General features: G+C 48.3%; 12 protein-coding genes. 7 read left to right on the forward strand and 5 right to left on the reverse strand.

Annotated features, from left to right (window positions below):
• Positions 1–21: 21 nt before the first annotated feature.
• Positions 22–375 carry a hypothetical protein gene (locus tag ACNI29_RS07570; protein WP_419781596.1) on the reverse strand — a complete coding sequence of 118 codons (354 nt, stop codon included), beginning with the start codon at positions 373–375 and terminating at the stop codon, positions 22–24.
• Between the two features lie 335 nt (positions 376–710).
• On the opposite strand from ACNI29_RS07570, the gene ACNI29_RS07575 reads away from it, so the two are divergent.
• The 5 genes from ACNI29_RS07575 (at position 711) to ACNI29_RS07595 (ending at position 8,489) form a co-directional block, all read left to right on the forward strand.
• On the forward strand, positions 711–1,886 hold the full coding sequence (locus tag ACNI29_RS07575; RefSeq protein ID WP_419781597.1) for a pyridoxal phosphate-dependent aminotransferase: 1,176 nt from the start codon (positions 711–713) through the stop codon (positions 1,884–1,886).
• A 190-nt stretch (positions 1,887–2,076) separates the two neighbouring features.
• Positions 2,077–3,420 carry a phosphoglucose isomerase-related protein gene (locus ACNI29_RS07580; protein WP_419781598.1) on the forward strand — a complete coding sequence of 448 codons (1,344 nt, stop codon included), beginning with the start codon at positions 2,077–2,079 and terminating at the stop codon, positions 3,418–3,420.
• 320 nt (positions 3,421–3,740) lie between these two features.
• A complete protein-coding gene (locus ACNI29_RS07585) occupies positions 3,741–5,174 on the forward strand; it encodes a sensor histidine kinase (protein WP_419781599.1) in 1,434 nt (477 codons plus the stop codon).
• Positions 5,175–5,177: 3 nt separating this feature from the next.
• Positions 5,178–6,551 (forward strand): sigma-54-dependent transcriptional regulator, encoded by a 1,374-nt coding sequence (locus tag ACNI29_RS07590; RefSeq protein WP_419781600.1) that lies wholly within the window; start codon positions 5,178–5,180, stop codon positions 6,549–6,551.
• Positions 6,552–6,686: 135 nt separating this feature from the next.
• Positions 6,687–8,489, forward strand: a complete 1,803-nt coding sequence (locus ACNI29_RS07595) for a methyl-accepting chemotaxis protein (RefSeq protein ID WP_419781601.1) — start codon at positions 6,687–6,689, stop codon at positions 8,487–8,489.
• Between the two features lie 86 nt (positions 8,490–8,575).
• Here the strand turns inward: ACNI29_RS07595 and ACNI29_RS07600 are convergent, their stop codons facing one another.
• The 3 genes from ACNI29_RS07600 to sstT all read right to left on the reverse strand — a co-directional run bounded on the left by ACNI29_RS07600 (position 8,576) and on the right by sstT (position 13,711).
• Positions 8,576–9,229: a toxin-antitoxin system YwqK family antitoxin gene (locus ACNI29_RS07600; protein WP_419781602.1), complete on the reverse strand. Its 654-nt coding sequence runs from the start codon at positions 9,227–9,229 to the stop codon at positions 8,576–8,578.
• 55 nt (positions 9,230–9,284) lie between these two features.
• A complete protein-coding gene (locus tag ACNI29_RS07605; protein ID WP_419782096.1) occupies positions 9,285–12,104 on the reverse strand; it encodes a DEAD/DEAH box helicase in 2,820 nt (939 codons plus the stop codon).
• A gap of 365 nt (positions 12,105–12,469) precedes the next feature.
• The gene (sstT, locus tag ACNI29_RS07610) at positions 12,470–13,711 is read right to left on the reverse strand and encodes a serine/threonine transporter SstT (RefSeq protein WP_419781603.1); all 1,242 of its coding nucleotides are present in this window, start codon (positions 13,709–13,711) and stop codon (positions 12,470–12,472) included.
• Positions 13,712–14,116: 405 nt separating this feature from the next.
• Between sstT and ACNI29_RS07615 the strand changes: the two genes are divergently transcribed.
• On the forward strand, positions 14,117–15,067 hold the full coding sequence (locus tag ACNI29_RS07615; RefSeq protein WP_419781604.1) for a cation diffusion facilitator family transporter: 951 nt from the start codon (positions 14,117–14,119) through the stop codon (positions 15,065–15,067).
• 5 nt (positions 15,068–15,072) lie between these two features.
• The gene (locus ACNI29_RS07620; protein ID WP_419781605.1) at positions 15,073–15,759 is read left to right on the forward strand and encodes a dienelactone hydrolase family protein; all 687 of its coding nucleotides are present in this window, start codon (positions 15,073–15,075) and stop codon (positions 15,757–15,759) included.
• A gap of 51 nt (positions 15,760–15,810) precedes the next feature.
• On the opposite strand, the gene ACNI29_RS07625 is transcribed toward ACNI29_RS07620, so the two are convergent.
• Complete coding sequence (locus tag ACNI29_RS07625; protein ID WP_419781606.1) at positions 15,811–16,320, reverse strand: nitroreductase family protein; 510 nt, start codon at positions 16,318–16,320, stop codon at positions 15,811–15,813.
• Between the last annotated feature and the right edge of the window lie 125 nt (positions 16,321–16,445).

Consider the following 16,445-nt stretch of genomic DNA (forward strand, 5'->3'; position numbering starts at 1 on the left):
TAAATTCCCCATATTTCAGAACTAAAATTTAACCTTCAGTTTCTGGCCGTCGGAAGTTGTGCAGGAACCGGTTCCTCCACCTTCGAATTTTTGTTTCGGATCGTTAAGGATAAAGTCGCATTTCATGCTGACGCCATCATTACTATAAAGGGTGACTGATTTTTCGTAGTATTTGATTTCACCTTTGAATTCAGTTTCGTCAGGAAGAAAAGCTTTGACAGTGTATGCTTTAAATTCAGGGCGGTTGCTGGCAGACATTTCAACTTGACCAAGTTCGGTCCCCTGATCGGAAGTTACTTCACCATTCATCATGACAGGGGCACAGGAAGCAAGGCTCAACAGCAGGATTGTCAGTATCAGAAATCTGTAAATCATATTATTAAACTCCTCGGTATGGGTTGTAGCAGGGCTGGTCCGGTTTTGCAAAAAACATTATGTTAATCAGTCTGGCGGACTCTCATTTTGGTAAACGGTCGAAAAACAGAGCTGGAAAGTGGGATATGTTACACAGAAAGATTTACGTTTTTGCTGTTTTCAATTAAGTTCCCCAATAGAGCATGGACCTTAACAACAATCCTGATAATTGTGCTCCTTAAGGGAGAAACTTCAGATTCAAGTATTTAAATATTTGAATTTATTGTTATAATTCATGTTTAACTACCGTCAATGGCCTATGGATAAACATATAACTCAAGCAGCAGGAAAGGGATATGAAAATTTCTGAAAGACTTATGAGAGCTAAGCCGTCGGCAACTCTGGCTGTAAACGCTAAAGCACAGGAACTGCGTGCACAGGGCAAGGAAATCGTCAGCCTAGCAGTTGGCGAACCTGATTGCCCTACACCGGCACATGTCTGTGAAGCAATGAAGAAAGCTGTCGACGACGGTTTTCACCGTTATACCGCAGTACCCGGACTTCCTGAACTGCGAACATCCGTAGCTAATTATTACGGTAGATTTTATGGTGCTAAGGCCGAAGCAGAAAATACCATCATCAGCAACGGCGGTAAGCAGTCGCTTTATAACCTGTTCATGGCCCTTATTGATCCGGGCGATGAAGTGCTTATCCCCGCACCTTACTGGGTCAGCTATCCGGCAATGGTCGAGCTGGCGGAAGGTAAGCCGGTCATTGTTCCCACAACCGCTGAATCCGGCTTTCTGGCCGAGATCAAGGACCTTGAAGCAGCCTGCACCGATAAAACCAGACTGCTCATCCTGAACACCCCGTCCAACCCCACCGGCGGTCATTACCCGCAGGCACAGCTGACCGAAATTGCAAACTGGGCAAAATCAAAGGGTATCTTTATTGTTTCTGATGAAGTCTATGACCGTCTGGTCTATGCACCCGCAGAATATTCCACCCTTGCAAACTTCTGGGAAAAGAACCCTGAAGATGTAGCCATTGTTGGCGCACTCTCCAAGAGCTTCGCTATGACCGGCTGGCGTGTAGGGACTGCTCTGGCCCATGCTGATCTGGTTAAAGCCATGATCAAAATTCAGGGACAGTCCACTTCCAACGTGAACACCATGGCCCAGAAAGCAGCTCTGGCCGCTTTCGAAGGACCCTGGGATCTCATTGATGAAATGAAGGTCAAGTTCCAGCGTCGCCGTGACCTCGCTTATGACATCATTACTTCATGGCCCGGCGCAATCTGCCCCAAACCTGACGGAGCGTTCTACCTCTTCCCGGTTCTGGATGCTTTCTTTACTGAAGAAACCCCTGATTCCGCCTCCATGTGCACCAAGATTCTGGAAGAAGCCGGAGTAGCTCTCGTGCCCGGTTCCGCTTTCGGTGATGACCGCTGCATCCGTTTTTCCTATGCCGTTGATGACGAAGTCCTCAAAAATTCACTGGAAAAAATCGGCAAAGTGTTGATGGGAAAATAAAAAGCAAGTAAAGATAGTCATATTTGATTAAAAATAAATAATCAGCCTGTCGAGAAAGTGCCAGATGCTAGGCGCAAGAAAAAGACTGGAACGAAGCGTATTTAAGCATACGTGAGTTTCAGGCTTTTTCGCAGCAACAACGCAGATGGTGTTTTCTCGGCAGGCTGCAACCTATACCAGGAGATCGAATATGGCTGCCAATATTCTTGATTGGACCGACAGCTGGTACGAAAGACTTGATTCCGAGTCTCATTGTGATTCCGCCGCATCCATCGCCGCCAGGTTCAGCGGTGAAGTTGCCGACGGAAAGCTGCCTTTCTGCTCCATGCCTTTTATGGCTTCCCTGCTCCATGATCTGGAGGGGCTTGAAGATTACGTAAAAAGTTTCGACCACATGCTTCTGCTGGGGATCGGCGGTTCCGCGCTTGGTGCCCGCGCCTTACAGAAAGCTTTCTTTCCGCAACAGGATCAGCCCGGGCACAACGGTCCGTGGCTCTGGATCGCAGATAATGTCTGCGCCAAGACCCTCGACGCTTATCTTGAAAAACTTCCCCTTGAAAAAACATTGGTCGCTGTTGTTTCCAAGTCCGGCGGGACCATTGAAACCATCAGCCAGTATTTCCTTGTCCGCGATAAACTCAAACAGGATCTCGGTGACAATTGGAGCCGTAATCTCCTGTTCGTAACCGATAAGGAAAAGGGATTCCTGCGCGAGCAGGCAGATGAATTTTCCGTACGCACCCTTGAAGTTCCCGACAGTCTCGGCGGCAGGTATTCCGTACTTTCCGCTGTCGGTCTGCTTCCGGCCATGTTTATGGGTATTGATTACCGCTCCATGGTCGAAGGAGCTTCTGCTGTGCTGTCCCCTTTGGCTTCACCAGAACTCAATGGTGACAGCCTGAGTGGGCATCCGGCATTTAAGCTTGCCTGCTGGGCTTCCGGCCTGATGAGTGAAGGTTACAATGAACTGATTTTCTTTTCATATATTCCGCAATGGGCCTGCTTCGGGCATTGGTTTGCGCAGCTCTGGGCTGAAAGTCTCGGTAAGGACGGCAAGGGTAGTCAGCCGCTTCCAGCCGTCGGAGCCACTGATCAGCATTCGGTTAACCAGATGTTTTTGGACGGACCACGCAACAAGGGCTGCCTGTTCCTGACCTGCCCCTCGCTTCCAGAAGGTGCTGCCTTTCCGGAAGATATCCCGGACAATTTCGCCTATCTTAAGGGCAAGAAGTTCGGTGAGCTGATCCATGCTGAAGGACTGGGAACTAAAATGGCTCTGGCTGCTAACAAAGTTCCGCTGGTGGAAATGCAGATGGGCGAAGATTGTGAAGAAGCCGCTGGACGCTTGATGGGATTGCTTATGGCAGCGACCATTTTTACCGGCTGGCTGATAGAAATTAATCCCATTGACCAGCCCGCAGTTGAAATGGGCAAGTTGCTCGCAAAAGCACGTCTAGGTGCAGATGGTCTGCAAAAAGAAAAAGACAGCCTTGATTCTTTTCTGAATACCGAACGTCTGGAACAGGAATTTTAAGGATTTGATGCGCTATCGCGCTTTTTGTCGATAGTATTTCGCTTCCGGCGGGCAAAGGGGATAATCCCCTCTGCACTCTCTAGTTGTTTTGTATGGGGAAACTTAGGATAGAGCTTAAGTTTCCCCTTTTTCTTTACTAGTAGCTATCTTTAAGGCACGAATGAGCAGGCTAGTACTTAATCATACCTATTAAAAGTTTTAGGAGAGTCCAGATAAACCTTTTTCAAAAGGGTTCTCTGGTCCCGCTGAAAGCGCCCCCGGAGGGACTTTAGGAAGACTCCCCGCTGGGGCCACCGGAGGCAAAAAGCCGGAGGCATTCTTTGGAATCAGAACAACAGGATTTGCAGGTTAAATCATTCCAGCTTGTAAAGCTTCTTTCTTGGACATTGCTGATGGTTATTATTGCCAGCAGCCTTGGTCTTTCCTTGTTTCTTGCTAAGCATGCGGACGAGACATTGCTGGAGAAGCAGAAAGAATTTGCTTTATTGCAGGCAGAGAACCTGAACCACCAGATTTATCGCCGTTTCATCCTTCCTACCCTCATTGGTTTCGGTCGGATCGGTTTGAAGCATAAAGAGCAGATGGACCGTTTAGATCAGGTAGTCCGTTCCACTGTGCATAGCTTTAAAGTTAACGAAGTACGCATTTATGATCCGGAGCTGACGGTTTCGTATTCAACGGATACTGACAAAATAGGTAAGACTGATCTAGCCGGGGAATTCATTAAAGAGGTTCTGCAAAGCGGTAACCCGAAATATGAATTTATAAGCAAGAAATCCACAACGGCTCTCATTTTCGATTTTAATATGCGCCCTGGAACCATGCAGCTCAAGATCGTTTATCCTCTTCGTTCGGAAAAAAGTCTGAATGTTGAGGAAAACGTGATCATGGGGGTCATGGAAATTACACAGGATATTACCGAAGATTACCAGTCGGTTATCAATTTTGAACGCTTAATACTGTTCACTTCCTGTTTTTCGGCACTCATACTTTTTGCTACCATCATGGCTATTATCCGCCGTGCTGACATTGTAAATGAACAGCGCATGAAGGAACGGCAGCAGTTTGAAAAGGAACTGAACCAGAGTGAAAAGCTGGCCAGTATCGGGCGCATGGTTTCCGGTGTGGCCCATGAAATTCGCAATCCGCTGGGTATCATCCGTTCCAGCTCTGAATTGTTGCTGAAAAGACTGAAGGACAGCGACCCTGTTAATGTGAAGATTTTGGGGGCCATTCATGAAGAAACAAAACGGCTGAGCCGCACGGTCAGCGATTTTCTTGATTACGCCAGACCGCGCAAAATCACTATGAATGCTCTTGATCCTTCTGAACTGTTGGATAAAATATACATGTTCCTTGAGTCGAAGTGCCGGGAAAGCAATATTGAACTGCAAAGGGATTACCTGCCGGGGCATATGGTCTGTGCAGATGAAGACCTGCTTTACCGCGCATTTTACAATATTATCGGCAATGCCATGCAGGCAGTGGAAAAGGACGGAACTATCAAAGTGTCCATTGCTGAGATTGAAGGCGGGATTAATGTTGTGGTTTCCGATTCCGGTACGGGTTTCCCTGATGAAATTGTTGAAAAAGTTAAAGACCCGTTTTTTACCACCAAAGATAATGGAACCGGCCTTGGGCTTGCCATTGTGACCAATATTGTGGAAAGCCATAACGGAAAGCTGCGTATCGGGAATAATCCCGAGGGCGGAGCACGTTTGGAAATATTTTTACCTGAAAGAAAAGACTGTTAGAAAATGCCTGCAAATATTCTCATACTTGACGACGAACAGAACTACCTGCTCATTCTGGAGGCCATGCTTTCAGATGAAGGTTATACCATCACAGCCCTTTCCGACCCGGAAACAGGGCTGGCCTATCTTGATGAATCAGAGGTCGATCTGGTCATTACTGATATGAAAATGCCCAAACTTACCGGGCAGGATGTGCTGGAGCATGTTAAAAAGAATTTTCCATATATTCCGGTAATCATTATGACCGCATTCGGGTCTATTGAATCAGCAGTTGAAGCAATGAAAATCGGGGCCTTTGATTACATAACCAAGCCCTTTGCCAACGAAGAACTGCTTCTTTCCGTTACCAAGGCGGCCCAGTTCGCTAAAGCGCAGCAGGAAAACAGGCAACTGCGTGAGCAGATCAAAGACCGCTATTCACCAAGCAACATCATCGGCCGTTCAAAGCCTATGCTTCATGTTTTCGACATGATCAGCAAGGCCGCTCCGGGTAGCTCCACAGTGCTGATCACCGGGGAATCAGGGACAGGTAAGGAACTGGTGGCGCAGGCTGTTCATCAGGCTTCGCCGCGCTGTGACAAGCCTTTTGTTTCCGTGAACTGCATGGCATTCAACTCCGGGGTTCTGGAGAGCGAACTTTTCGGACATGAAAAAGGTTCTTTTACCGGAGCAGTAGCCCTTAAAAGAGGACGCTTTGAGGCTGCTGATCAGGGTACACTTTTTCTCGATGAAATTGGCGAAATTTCCCACGACATGCAGGTAAAACTCTTGCGCGTGTTGCAGGAGAAGACCATCGAGCGGGTTGGAGGCGGCGAACCTATCAAGGTTGATATCCGCATTGTTGCCGCGACCAACAAGAACTTGAAAGAAGCTGTGGAAAAAGGGGAATTCCGTGAAGACCTCTATTATCGCCTCAATGTTGTGAGCATTGAAATGCCGCCGCTTCGGGAAAGGCGTGAGGATATTCCGTTTTTAGTAGACCATTTTCTGGCTACCTATTCCGCTGACAATAACAAGGAATTTGAAGGTTTTGCCCCGGCTGCAATGGATTACATGACCGCCTATGAATGGCCAGGAAACGTGCGCCAGTTGCAGAACGTTGTAGAACGTTGTGTTGTGCTTTCGTCAGGTATAGTTATCGAGACCGAGGATCTGCCCGCTGAAATCAAGGATGAAGAAGCACAGTTCAAAAGTGCGGTTGACCTGTTGCCCGCCAAGCTCAATCTTGCTGACACCTTGGATAAAATTGAGGCCACTCTGGTGCGCCGTGCACTTGTCGCCAGCAATTTCGTCAAGGTTGATGCCGCTGAAATGCTCGGTATTTCCAAGAGTCTTTTGCAGTATAAATTGAAGAAATATAAGATTACCGGAAAATAAATAATTCCCCGCCCCCCAGTTCATGAGTATTTAAACCAGATAAGCATCCGTAGTTTTCGGGTGCTTTTCCTAGGTCCATTTCTTCCCGCACATTTAGAATAAATCATACTATAGTTACTCCTTAGGAGAAGTTTTTTGAATAAGCTCTCAATTCGTAATAAATTGGTGTTGCTGTTTGTAATTGCCTTTTTGGCTTCGTTAATAACAATCTGCGTCAGCATATATTCTTCCTTCAAGCTTAATCAGGCCGAAGCTGAAAAAGTTCAGCACATAATGCTTGATGGACAGAAGAATAAAATCAAGGTTGCTGTCTCATCCATGGCTCAGGCTTTGGCCGATGCCTCTGCCGGGCTTAGTAATGATAATGACAAGATCGAATTGTTCAGGAAAATGATCAAAAATGCATTTTTTGAAAATGATTCGTCAGGTTATTATTTTATTTACCGTGGAACAGTGAATGTTGCCCATCCGGTGAAACCGGCCCTGCACGGTAAAGACCTCAATAATCTACGAGGTAAAGACGGAATTTATTCTGTTCGTGAGCTTGACCAAGCTGCTCGTTCAGGTGGCGATTTTGTATATTTTTCATGGGATAAACCCGGCAAAAACGAGCCTATGCCTAAGCTTGGTTATGCGGCCATGATTCCTGGAACCCCTTTCTGGGTGGGAACCGGGGTATATATCGATAATGTTGAGTCCGAAGCTGCAGCTATTAAAAGTGCTATGGATGATTTGGCTGTGAAAAGTGTATTATTTCAAATCGGTGTATCAGCAGCACTTTTCATGTTGGTATTGTTACCTTTAGTTTTTGTTGTTTCACGTGGAATCATCAGACCCATTGTGGAAACTAAGGAAGTTGCCGCTAAAATTGCTTCCGGAGATTTTAATACAGCGCTTTCATCTGAAAGTAATGATGAGATAGGTCAGCTGCAGGAAGCCATTACGGATATGGCTGTTGCCTTGCAAAACAATATTGCTGAAATTACCGGAAAAGAACAGGAAGCGGCTCGCAAAGCAAAAGAGGCTGTTCTGGCCAGTGAAAAAGCGCGTTCTGCCAATGAACTTGCTGAATCCAGAGCTTCCGATATGTATGAAGCGGCTTCCCGCATAGAACAGGTGGTATCTTCTGTATCATCTGCATCTGAGAATCTTATGGTTCAGATTGAGCAATCCAGTGCCGGGGCTTCAGAGCAGGCAAGAAGGGCAGAAGAAACAGCGGGCGCTATGGATCAGATGAATTCCGCGGTACTGGAGGTTGCGCACAATGCATCCAGCGCGGCAGAGGCTGTGGATAAAGCGCGTGCCATGGCGGAAGAGGGAGCGGATGTTGTTTACCGTGCTGTAAACGGAATTGGTGAGGTGTCTACTCAGGCGCAGACCTTGATGGATGACATGGAAACACTTGGTGAGCAGGCCGAAAGCATCGGTCAGGTCATTGGGGTTATTACTGACATCGCCGATCAGACTAACCTGCTAGCCCTTAATGCTGCCATTGAGGCCGCAAGGGCAGGAGAAGCCGGGCGAGGATTCGCTGTGGTTGCTGACGAAGTGCGCAAATTGGCTGAAAAAACAATGAGTGCCACAAATGATGTCGGTGTGGCTGTTAAAGGAATTCAGGAAGAAGCCCGCAGGAATATTGATAACACCGTCAAGTCTGTAGATACGATTTCCAGAGTCACTGAACTTGCCAATGCGTCCGGCGAATCACTGCGCCAGATTGTAACGCTTGTTAATGATGCCACTGGACAGGTTCAATCCATCGCCACTGCTGCCGATGAACACAGTTCAGCCAGTGAAGAGATCAACAGCAGCATCACCGGTATGAGCGAAATTTCCGGTGAAACATCGAATGCCATGGATTTATCAAGGTCTGTTGTCATGGAACTATCTGATCAGGTTAGGGTTTTGAACAGTATGACTGAGAAACTCAAGGCATAAACAATAGTTATCGAAACGTAAGAAACCCGTCGCATTTTTTGTCTGCGGCGGGTTTTATATTTTAGGATTGTGCAGCGAAACAAAATTTAAAAATAATAAAACATAGTGTTTTCGGCTGAATACTGGGTGTGGTCGGAAAGATCATGATCCCGGGCGTGCTCCTGCAGGATGTCATTGCGGTATTCAAATACATTGACCAGAAATCCGGCCTTATCCTTGGTTATAAACAACCCTTCGCGTTTGCCGTTCTTGTAGTTCATTTCATCCTTGATATTTCCGTTACGGTGGAAGGTGAAGGACTTTCCATCCAACTGGGCTTGCGCATTGTAATGGCGCATTTCCCTGATTTTGCCGTTATCAAAGTATTCGTAATTATATCCGGATTTGTCTCGACAGACAAAGAACTTCTGTTTTATCTTGCCGTTAGGCCAGTAAAGGGAATGGTATCCGTATATCTTGCCTTCGCGGTTGGTGCCTTTTTCGCGCAGCTTTCCGTCAGGGTAATAGTGGTAGAATCCACCGTCCATGACTCCATTTTTTATGAAAATCCGGCTCTTGGGGACTTGCTGTCCGGCGTCGTAATATTCGGTGTAAATCCCGCTGAAAGGTCTGTTGCTGTCGATAAGCAGGATTTTATCCTGCTCAAAGGTGAGTTCGTAGAAAGTCGCTTCCTGCTGTCCACAGGCAGAGAGCAGGACCAAAAAAAGGGCCATAATCAACAAGTGCAACTTTACGGGCATAAGAACCTCCGTATCTGCGGAGAGTTTCAAGAGGCTTTCTGTGTATACTCTCCTGTTACCAATCGACTGGTAACCTTACTTTCTTCTTCTCTTTATTAGTAAATAGCACGTATCCGTTCTCTTTGCCAAACAGGTAGACATCGCGGGTTACGGCCACGTCCTGCTTGCAATATTCGGTGATCAGGTCCAGACGTCCTTCTTTCCACCATTCAAGAGCCTGCAAGCCGTCCGCGCTTTTAGCGGCATCAAGAGTAGCCTGAGCAATGTTGTCCAGCTTAAGGCGGTATCCAAGCCGTTCATGTACCTTGAGCAGAAGATCCAGTGTGGGCAGTCCGTTATAGTTAAAAGCATGGATGCCGGAGAGCACTTTGTAATCGAATCGTTCAATGTTGAACCCGATGATCAGATCAAGCTTTTGGACACGCTCCATCATTTCCGGGATTTGTTCTTCCTCATATTCAAAGAATTTGTCTTCAGTGGAATCATAAAGCACTGCAATGGAGATACCCATGCGTTCGGCTTTGTTCCAGCCACCAACATCTTGAGCTGAGCGGCGGGTTTCCACGTCCAGAACGCCGAAATTTTTGGGTTCTTTGGAATTTTTCTCTTTCTTCACTTCTTCGCCGTAGGGGACCAGTACCATAGATAAATCCTCAATTTTTTCCGGTGGTTGTCCGTTAACCATATTTTCCAGTACATAGATTGCCGCAGCTTTGTCGATGGGCCTGTTACCTGATCCGCATTTAGGGGAATGGACACAGGTCGGGCAGCCCAGTTCACATTCACAGTCTACAATGATCTGTAAAGTGCGTTCAAGGAGTTCTTCGGCTTGTTCAAAAGCCTGCATGGTCAACCCGGCTCCGCCGGGGATGCCGTCATAGATGAACACTGCCGGACCGTCGACCTGTTCATGCATGGGGGTTGAGATTCCACCAAGGTCGTTGCGGTCGGTGAGCACCATAAGCGGGAGGATGCCGATGGCAGCGTGTTCCACAGCGTGTATGCCGCCCATGAAATGGATAAAGTCCTCTTCGGCACGGCGTTTTATCTGCGGGGAAATCTCCATCCACAGTCCCTGTGTTTCAAATACAACCGGGGGCATATCCAGCGGTACTATCCCGAGCAGCTTACCGCCCCTGACCGCACGTTTTTCATATCCGGTTACCTGTTCGGTGACCCGCAGTTTGCCGAAGCGCATGACAATGCCGAAGACTTTTTTCTGGGCATAGACATCGAGGATTTCGGTGGACTTGTTTTTGCGGGCTTTGGTGTAGTAGCCGACCCGCTCTTTTACGGCCTTGATTTTCTTGGTTCCGAGGTCCAGTTCCTTAATGCAGTAAGTAGAGCCTCGGTGGATATAGACTGCTCCTTCGTGGGCTTCGGAGTAAGCCCGGACTTCATCAATGGTGCCGATGGTCGCGCCGCTTGCAGAGTCCTCGATATGCATGGTCGCCCCGGCTCCGCGCAGGGAAACCTCTCGGTGCGGGCGTTTGCGGGTGGAATAAATCTCATCGCCACGTTTGTTGCGCAGCAGGATGCCTTCCTGTTCAAGCTCGGTAACCCGTTTTTTGATTTCTTCATCGCGCAGCAGATAGTCGTTGTCGCGCAGGGTAAGTTCCGCTGCGGCGCAGACAAGATGACGCTGCATGATTACCGGGTTGTAAGGATTAAGCACGGCATTTTCCGCCGGACGGGAAAAGAAATCGTCCGGGTTGCGCATAAAATATTGATCAAGAGCGTCTTCCTGTCCGATGAGAATAACCGCTGATTCGCGCTGGCTGCGTCCTACTCGCCCTCCTCGCTGCAGGGTAGCCATAACTGACCCGGGGTAGCCCACCAGAATGCAGAGATCGAGTCCACCTATGTCGATGCCCAGTTCAAGGGCACTGGTTGATATTACCGCCAGCAGTTCTCCGGAAGACATCTTCTGCTCGATTTCACGCCGTTCTTCCGGGAGAAATCCGGCCCGGTAGGCACTGATGCGGTCTTTGTATTCCCCGGCCTTTTCGTTGACCCACATGGCGATCAGCTCGGTCATCTTGCGTGATTGGGTATAGACAATTGTTCGCAAGCCACGTGCAAGTCCGGCTTTGAGTAATTGGATTGCCGCGCTGTAGGGCGAAACAACCGGATTGAAGAAAATGTAATTGCGTTTGCCGCTGGCTGCACCGGAATTGGTGATTGCGTTTACTTCCAGTCCGGTCAGGTCGTGGCAGAGTTCAGCCGGATTGCCCACAGTGGCAGAAGAAAAGATAAATGATGGATCGGCCCCGTAATAGCGGCAGATGCGCAGCAGACGCCGGAAAACCATGGCCATGTGCGAACCCATCACCCCACGGTAGGTATGTACTTCATCGACAACGATGTGGGTCAATCCGGCAAGAAAAGGGGCCCATTTTTCATGGTAGGGCAGCATTGAGAGGTGCAGCATTTCCGGGTTGGTCAGGATCACTGCGGGCGGGGTGTCGCGGATTTTCTTACGTCTATAGGGCGAAGTGTCACCGTCGTAGATAGCTGCTTCAGGGCGAGCATGTTCAGGGATCAGGGCAGCCATTTCATTAAATGTCTTCAGCTGGTCCTGCGCCAGAGCCTTAAGTGGGAAAAGGTAGAGCGCGTGTGAATCAGGATCGCGCAGACATTGCTCAAGCACGGGTAGGTTGTAGGTCAGGGTTTTGCCGCTGGCGGTGGGAGTGGCAACAACCACATTGCGTCCGGCGCGTGCGTAGTCGGTAGCCTCAGCCTGATGGGAATAGAGGTGTTCGATATTCCTGAAGCCGAGTACGGAATTCACCGAAGGGGAAAAAGGACGGCGCGGTTCTCCGAAGCTTGGATCAGTCCCGTCCATCGCCCGGTGATGAACGACCTGATCACCCATGGTCGGGGAAGCCAGCAGGGATTCTATATATTCTTTTATTCTATCGTGATTGTGCAATTTGATGTCTCCGACGGCCCTGCCGGGGGCTGTGATTTGATGCGCTTCGCGCTTTTGTCGATGGCATTTCGCCTCCGGCGGCCAAAGGAGCTAAGCCCCTTTGGAATCCCTATCAGTTAAAAAGGGATAATTTTTACTGTTGGTGGCAGGTGAACAGAGTCATCATGGATTCACAATTCGTCAAGAAAAAAGGGCCGTGCGTCGAAACACACGGCCCTTTTGATATGCAAAGTGGCGAAGCCCAAATAAAAGGTTTTGGGATTTTTAAACCCTTTTGCAAAAGGGTTTAAGCCGCCGGAGGCATTGCTTTAAGCTTTTACAGTTTCACCTGCGACTTCGCCACGTTTAGCTGCGATATCGGCAGCAGCAGTGAAGATAACGTCGGTGGAGCTGTTCAGTGCTGTTTCAGCGGAGTCCTGAATTACACCAACGATGAAACCGGCAGCAACAACCTGCATGGAGATTTCGTTGGGAACGCCGAACAGGGAACATGCGAGGGGGATCAGCAGCAGGGAACCGCCGGCAACACCGGAAGCACCGCATGCGGATACGGAAGCGATAAGGCTGAGCAGCAGTGCGGTAGCGATATCAACCTGAATTCCGAGAGTGTGTACAGCAGCAAGGGTCATAACGGTGATGGTGATCGCCGCGCCGCCCATGTTTACGGTTGCACCAAGGGGGATGGATACGGAGTAAGTATCTTCGTGCAGGTCGAGTTTCTTACAAAGTTCCATGTTAACCGGAATGTTTGCTGCGGAACTGCGGGTAAAGAATGCGGTGATGCCACTTTCACGCAGGCAGGTAAATACTAGCGGGTAAGGGTTGCGTCTGGTTTTGAACCATACGATAGCCGGGTTGATGATCAGGGCGATGGTACCCATGGAGATGAGCAGAACCATGATCAGGTGGCTGTAGCCCGCCAGAGCGGAAAAACCGGTGGTGGCGATAGTGTTGGAAACCAGACCGAAGATACCCAGAGGTGCAAAGCGGATTACCATTTTAACTACGCCGGATACGCCTTGGGAGAGATCTTCCAGAGCCTGTTTGGTGCTGTCGCTTGCATGCTGGAAAAAGAAACCGAGAGCAAGTGCCCAGGCGAGAATACCGATGAAGTTACCGGTGTAGAGAGCGTTGACCGGGTTATCCACGATCTTGAAGAGCAGGGTGTTCAGAACTTCTGCAATACCGCCGGGAGGTGTTGCGCTGGTGTCAGTCGCAACCAGGGTAAGGGTGGTCGGCATGAGGAAGCTCATAGTAACAGCAACGAGTGCTGACATGAAGGTACCGATCAGGTATAGAGAAATAATGGAGCGCATGTTGGTGTGTGCGCCTTTTTTCTGGTTGGCGATGGACGCCGCAACAATTACGAAAACCAGAATGGGTGCAACCGCTTTCAGGCCCTTAACAAAAAGGGAGCCAAGCAGGCTGACAGATTTTGCTGCTTCAGGAGCAACGGTTGCCAGAGCTATACCTGCCGCAATACCGACCATGATCTGTACAACCAGACTGCCGGATACGATACGTTTAAAGATGTTGGAACTTTCAGTCATATTCATCCCCCGTGTTTAAAAAAAAAATTATGCTAGACGGCTTCGTCATAGGGAGATGTTGTGAATATTGTCAACAAATTTGTGGCAAATAGGGCATAAGTTAATTTTGGCATATGTTTTTTTTGCATTCAGTAAAAAAACAATAAGCAAAACGCAAGCATAGAGAGTTGTACAACATTGAGTTATTATTGTATGGTTACAGATTTCAATTGCAAAACTGAATGAACAACCAAACAATACATTGAGGCAATGTAAATTATTGTCGAAAAATAATGGGGCATAGTTTTCGTTTTTGGTAAAAAAGTGCCTATAATTTTAATGAAAACGTAAAAATAGTAGATTCGTTGTACGAGCATATATAATCTGAAAAAAGTTTTAAATATTAATATAAAGCAGGTAAAAAGCATGTCGGAATCACCACGGAAGTATATTTACTACTCAATTGCAGCCTCGATTCTCACTATGATCCTTAAATCATGGGCATGGTACGTAACAGATTCAGTTGGGTTGCTTTCTGATGCATTGGAGACTTTGGTCAATTTATCGGCTGCTCTGTTCGCATTGGCGACATTGACTTTGGCTCTTAGGCCCGCTGATGAGCAGCATGCATACGGACATGGTAAGGCGGAGTACTTTTCCAGCGGTGCGGAAGGAATGCTTATTCTTATTGCGGCGGTGGGTATTGTTTATGCCTCGGTCGAGCGATTCATGAGCCCTTCTGTGCCCCAGAATCTGGGCATTGGTCTGGGAATAGCCCTGCTTTCATCTGTCGTTAACTATGTGACTGCCAAGGTCATGCTTAAGGGGGCCAAGATCCATGACTCCATTATTCTTGAAGCGGATGCAAAACATCTTTTGACCGATGTATGGACTTCAGTGGGGCTGGTGGCCGGGTTGGGCATTATGCTTTTCACTCCTCCGTCATGGGCGTTCATTGATCCACTTATCGCAATGGTCATGGCCGCGAATATTGTCTTTACCGGGTTCTCCCTGATCAAAAAATCCTATTCCGGGCTGATGGACAACACTCTTCCGCGTGAAGAGTTAATGGCTATTGATTCCGCCATCCGCAGTTGTGGCGGGGTCGATGTGCTCTATCACGGGTTGCGCACCCGCAGGGCCGGATCACAGCGTTTTGTTGATTTTCATCTCCTGCTTCCCGGCGCATCGACCATCACTGAATCCCACGATTTATGTATGGAGATTGAAGACTGTATCAAGTCTGATTTGAACAACTGCCATGTAACCATTCATGTAGAACCGAAAGAGGATGTTGCTTCATATGACTGTGAAGAGACCGGAGGACTTTGCGGTTCCATGATCAGGCTTAATGAAAAATTCGGGGATAAAGGTTAGCTGTAATGGTTGACCAACGTATAATTGATCACATTCACCTTGATACGGAACTTGAAAGCGTTTTGCTGTTGCCCGAAGGGCCGGGACCGTTTCCGGCGGTGTTGCTTATTCATGAATACACCGGACTTAATGAGGTCATCATCGGGCATGCGCAACGTCTGGCAGCTAAGGGATATGTAGTTCTGGCCGCTGATTTTTATGGGTTACACAACCGTCCTTCCACAATAGATGAAGCCCGGACCACTCACCGTATCTATCGCAATGACCGTTTGCTTATGCGGGAACGGGCCATTGTCTGCTTTGATGTGCTTAGAGCACAGCCACAGATTGATCTATCCCGTATTCATGCGCTTGGCTTCTCATTCGGCGGCGGAGCAGCTCTGGAACTGGCCCGCACCGGGTCGGAGTTGCAGGGGGCGGTTTCGGTCTATGGGTATCTTGATACAAGTCATCCCGTTACCGGCGGAGATATAAAATGTCCTTTGCTGGCAATTCACGTGAATAATGATCCCGTTGTTCCAGAGGAGCATGCGCGGATGTTCGAAGCGGAAATGCATGCTGCAGAAGTTGAATATGAATTGATTCAGCTGGATAATGCCCGGCATGGGTTCGCCAATCCGAAAGATGATGGCTTTGATGCGCAGCTTGCTGAAGATATGTGGGCTCGGGTGCTGGCTTGGATGGAAAAATAAAAACCCCGGCATGCACCGGGGTATCATGAGAACATAGTTCAAAAAATAATCCTACCAGCTGTTGCGGCGGACTCTTTCTTCCTTGTAGCGGTCAAGCTTCTTGGAAGCATGGCCGGGATGACCGATGACCATGTAGCCCAGCGGGATAACATTTCCGGGCAGATTGAAGAGTTTCTGAAAATTTTCGACCCGGTCTTCTAGGGGGTAGATTCCGGTCCAGACAGCTCCGAGTCCTTTTGCGTGGGTGGCCAGCAGCAGGTTCTGAATCGCTGCAGAACAATCCTGCACCCAGAAACCGGCGTATTTTTCGAGGCTGGTGTCGCCGCAGACCAGAATGCCGACAGGGGCTTTATCAGCCATGGGAGCATGTTCATTGAGCTTGGTTATGGCTGTCTGCTTCTCTTTGTCATCTACAACAATGAACTGCCAGGGCTGCTGGTTTCCTGCACTGGGGGCCATCATTGCTGCGCCGAGGAGGTCTTTGATGTCTTCTTCGGAAACAAGCTTATCTTGAAATTTGCGTACACTTCTGCGGGAATAAATAGCTTCAAATACGTCCATTCTTATTCTCTCCGTTAAAAAATGAATTCGTGATTGATTTTTTATAGCACAACGGCCCGGAAATGCGGATCATCTTTTTGTCTGAATGAATGGTGTTGTTTTGTCTGTTGCGGCGGGCGGAAGTG

Origin of the sequence: Maridesulfovibrio spiralis (SeqCode) (assembly GCF_048571135.1) — a bacterium.
Lineage (GTDB): Bacteria > Desulfobacterota > Desulfovibrionia > Desulfovibrionales > Desulfovibrionaceae > Maridesulfovibrio > Maridesulfovibrio spiralis.